At 65.5% G+C, this 2,986-nt stretch carries 3 protein-coding genes; all 3 read left to right on the forward strand.

All coding sequences use genetic code 11. The features are described 5' to 3' along the window. Positions 1-37 precede the first annotated feature (37 nt). The 3 genes from FS320_RS40885 (at position 38) to FS320_RS40895 (ending at position 2,940) form a co-directional block, all read left to right on the forward strand. Entirely contained in the window at positions 38-1,159 is a 1,122-nt protein-coding gene (locus tag FS320_RS40885) for a multicopper oxidase domain-containing protein (protein WP_152718261.1), read from the forward strand. Further along, positions 1,156-2,370 carry a ZIP family metal transporter gene (locus FS320_RS40890; RefSeq protein WP_202882960.1) on the forward strand — a complete coding sequence of 405 codons (1,215 nt, stop codon included), beginning with the start codon at positions 1,156-1,158 and terminating at the stop codon, positions 2,368-2,370. The genes FS320_RS40885 and FS320_RS40890 overlap by 4 nt, the downstream gene beginning before the upstream one ends. A gap of 171 nt (positions 2,371-2,541) precedes the next feature. Then, complete coding sequence (locus FS320_RS40895) at positions 2,542-2,940, forward strand: Fur family transcriptional regulator (protein WP_244627717.1); 399 nt, start codon at positions 2,542-2,544, stop codon at positions 2,938-2,940. The last annotated feature ends 46 nt before the right edge of the window (positions 2,941-2,986 follow it).

The raw sequence follows: 2,986 nt of genomic DNA on the forward strand, positions 1-2,986 counted from the left end.
TTGCAAATGCTTCGCAAGAGCGACAAGGACATGCGCCATGCGTCGCTGGCTGCAAGAGACCCTCGACCGACGCCACCTTCTCTGGGGCGGCCTTGCCACGGCAAGCGGTTCCCTGCTCAGCGTGGTCGCCGCGAGCGGTCAGAGTTCGCACACGGGACATACCCTCTCAACGCCGCCCCGTGGCGCGAAGGCGACCGATGACCACGGCGCCCATGGCAACATGATCACAGTCGGTGATGTCGATGGTGTCCTCAACGGCTTCGACCCCACATCGCTCCTGACCGATTGGGACACCGGGACGGTCTCATCGCTGCCGGACGGACGCACGCTGCGAACCTTCGAGATCACCGGCGAGGACAAGGAGATCGAGATCGCGCCGGGCATCTTCTTCCCGGCCTGGACCTACAATGGCCGGGTCCCCGGTCCAAGCCTTCGCGTCACCGAAGGCGACCGCGTCCGCATTGTGTTCCGGAACAACGGCTCGCACCGTCACTCCATCCATTTCCACGGCATCCACTCGGCTCGGATGGACGGCATCCTGGGCGCCGGGGAGATCGGCGCCGGCGAGGAGTTCACGTACGAGTTCAATGCCTTCCCCTTTGGATGCCACCTCTACCACTGCCATGCCCTGCCGCTGAAGCGGCACATCCACAAGGGCATGTATGGCGCCTTCGTCATCGATCCCGATCCGGCGCGCCATCCCAAGCTGGCCGAGGTGGCCCGTTCCCGCCTCCTCGGCACGCGCGAGAACCGGGAGTGGCAGGAATTCGTCATGGTGATGAATGCCTTCGACACCAACTTCGACGGTGAGAACGAGGTCTACGCCGTCAACACGGTGGCGCATCACTATGCCAAGCACCCGATCACGGTCATCCGCAGCAAGCCGGTCCGGATCTACCTCGTCAACGTGGTCGAGTTCGACCCGATCAACTCGCTGCATCTGCACGGCAACTTCTTCGACTACTACGATCACGGCACGACCCTGACGCCGACGCTCCGGACCATCGATACGGTCATGCAGTGCCAGGCGCAGCGCGGCATCCTGGAATTCACCTACCGCGAGCACGAGACGGGCTTGTACATGTTCCACGCCCACCAGTCCGAGTTCACCGAGCTCGGCTGGATGGGCATGTTCGATGTCGTGGAGGCCGCGGCATGAACGATCGCGCGGGTCCCGAATTGGTTGTCGCTCCGCCGGGCCGGGCGGCGGCGCGGTCGGGATATGCCGTCGCGCTGTGGATCATGCTGCCCTTGTTCCTCCTCGGGCTGGCGGCCACCTGGCTCGTGGTGTCCGATCCGTTGCGGGCCTTCAACAACGGCGCGCCGCCCGTCGAGCGACTGACGTTCGAACGCCGCATCCTCGACGACACCGGCATCCACCTCCTCGTGCGGGCCGGCGGCTCCGAGCCGATGACCATCGCCCAGGTGCAGGTGGACGATGCGTACTGGACCTTCACCCAGAACCCGCCGGGCGACCTTGCCCGGCTCGCGACCGCCTGGATCCACGTTCCTTTCCCCTGGACCCTTGGCGAAGCGCACGCGGTCCGGGTGGTGACGAAGACGGGAACCACTTTCGATCATGAGATCCCGGTGGCCGTGCGGACCCCTGAGGCCCACTCGAGCCAGCTCGTGCCGCAAGCCATGCTCGGAGCTTTTGTCGGCATTGTGCCGGTTGCGATCGGCCTGATGTTCTACCCGGTACTGCGCGGAGTCGGGTCTCAGGGGATGAGCTTTCTGCTCGCCCTCACCACTGGCCTGCTCGCCTTCCTGTTCGTCGACTCGCTCGAGGATGCGCTTGAGCTCGCGGGGGAGGCGGCGGCCGCCTTTCAGGGCCATGTGATGGTAGTGCTCGCGGCTATCGTCAGCTTTCTCCTGCTGTGGGTCATCGGCCGCCGTCGAGGCACCCCGACCGGACTGGGGCTGGCAACAGCCATCGCGCTCGGGATCGGCCTGCATAACCTCGGTGAGGGCCTCGCCATCGGAGCGGCCTTCACGGCCGGAGCCGCAGGGCTCGGCACCTTCCTCGTGCTCGGCTTCACGCTGCACAACATCACCGAAGGCATCGGGATCGCCGCGCCGCTGGTGAAGGAGCCGCCGCCGCTGTCCGCCTTCGTCTGGCTGGCCCTGCTGGCTGGCGCCCCGGCCATTCTGGGCATGTGGTTCGGCAGCCTCGCCTACAGCCCGCACTGGGCGGCCCTGGCGCTGGCCATCGGAGCCGGGGCCATTCTTCAGGTTATCGTGGAGGTTGGCGTCTATCTCTGGCGTCTGGACGCCCGATGGAAAACCGGGTCGGTTCCTGTCAGCGTAATCGGCGGGCTCATGGCAGGTCTTTCGCTGATGTATGCCACCGCCGTCCTGGTGAAGGTTTAGCAAACGGGGACTGGTTCGATGACGGCTCGCGGGACGAAGCATTCAGGCCCGGGAACTCCGGGCGCCAGCATCGAGAGTAACCGGAAGACACGTGCATGGGCCCGGGGCTCGCGGGCATTCGCTGCCTTGTCGGAGACGAACCGCATCGAGGCCCAGTGTCGCGCGAAGGGGATGAGACTGACGGGCCAGCGCCGCCTGATCGCTCAGGTTCTCTCGGACGCCCAGGATCATCCCGACGTGTTCGAACTGCACCGCCGCGTGGTGACGCAATGCCCGCATGTCGCGCTCGCCACCGTCTACCGGACGGTACGGCGCCTGGAATCGGAGGGCATCGTTGAACGGCATGAATTCCGTGACGGCCACGCCCGGTACGAGCGGGCGTCGAAAACCCACCATGATCACCTGATCGACCTTGAGACCGGTGCGGTCATCGAGTTCCGGAATGCCGAGATCGAGCGATTGCAGGAGGAGATCGCCCGGCGGCTCGGTTACCGCCTCGTCCGCCATCGCCTGGAACTCTATGCCGTGCCGAGACCAGCCAGCCGACGCTCGGACGGGAACCGATCCTGATCGGGCATTTGTCCTGCGGACGATTTCGAGGGCGATGCCGCATTCC

Origin of the sequence: Microvirga tunisiensis (assembly GCF_009296175.1) — a bacterium.
Lineage (GTDB): Bacteria > Pseudomonadota > Alphaproteobacteria > Rhizobiales > Beijerinckiaceae > Microvirga > Microvirga tunisiensis.

Coding starts and splice junctions, on each gene's coding strand:
- FS320_RS40890 (WP_202882960.1), top strand. CDS start 1,156: ATGAACGATCGCGCGGGTCCCGAATTGGTTGTCGCTCCGCCGGGCCGG.
- FS320_RS40895 (WP_244627717.1), top strand. CDS start 2,542: ATGAGACTGACGGGCCAGCGCCGCCTGATCGCTCAGGTTCTCTCGGAC.
- FS320_RS40885 (WP_152718261.1), top strand. CDS start 38: ATGCGTCGCTGGCTGCAAGAGACCCTCGACCGACGCCACCTTCTCTGG.